Source organism: Pseudoalteromonas sp. bablab_jr011 (assembly GCF_016464045.1).
Taxonomy (GTDB): domain Bacteria; phylum Pseudomonadota; class Gammaproteobacteria; order Enterobacterales; family Alteromonadaceae; genus Pseudoalteromonas; species Pseudoalteromonas lipolytica.
Genome location: NZ_JACDWU010000271.1, coordinates 1 through 372, shown reverse-complemented (window position 1 = coordinate 372; position 372 = coordinate 1). Strand labels below are relative to the sequence as shown.

Below are 372 nucleotides of genomic sequence, written 5' to 3'. Positions count from 1 at the left end.
GTGCCTTTAGAGGGGCCCGTTGGGTTATGCTCAGGAGAGTGCCGATAGTAATCTTCAGCCCACCAATCATTAACCCATTCAATCATATTACCACTGAGATCATAAAACCCTAATGGGTTGGGAGGGTAAGTGCCGCTAATGTATGGGCGTGCAGGGCTTGTCGCGGGGGAATAATTGACACTGAGTTCAAGCATCCCCGTATTGGTCGCAAATAAAATGTTTTCTCCCCGATTACGGGCTGCAAATTCCCACTGAGCCTCTGTGGGTAAATCAAAGGGGAGCTCGGTGAGTTTAGCCAGCCATAAACAGTAGTTTTTTGCGCCATACCAACTTACTCCCGCAGGGAATTCAGGGGCCCGCCAAACCTCATCT

General features: G+C 49.7%; 1 protein-coding gene. It reads right to left on the bottom strand.

Features of this window, described 5'->3' with window-relative positions:
- Positions 1–372 (bottom strand): SUMF1/EgtB/PvdO family nonheme iron enzyme (locus JIG41_RS16020; protein WP_199525081.1); only part of this gene is annotated, 372 nt, incomplete at both ends.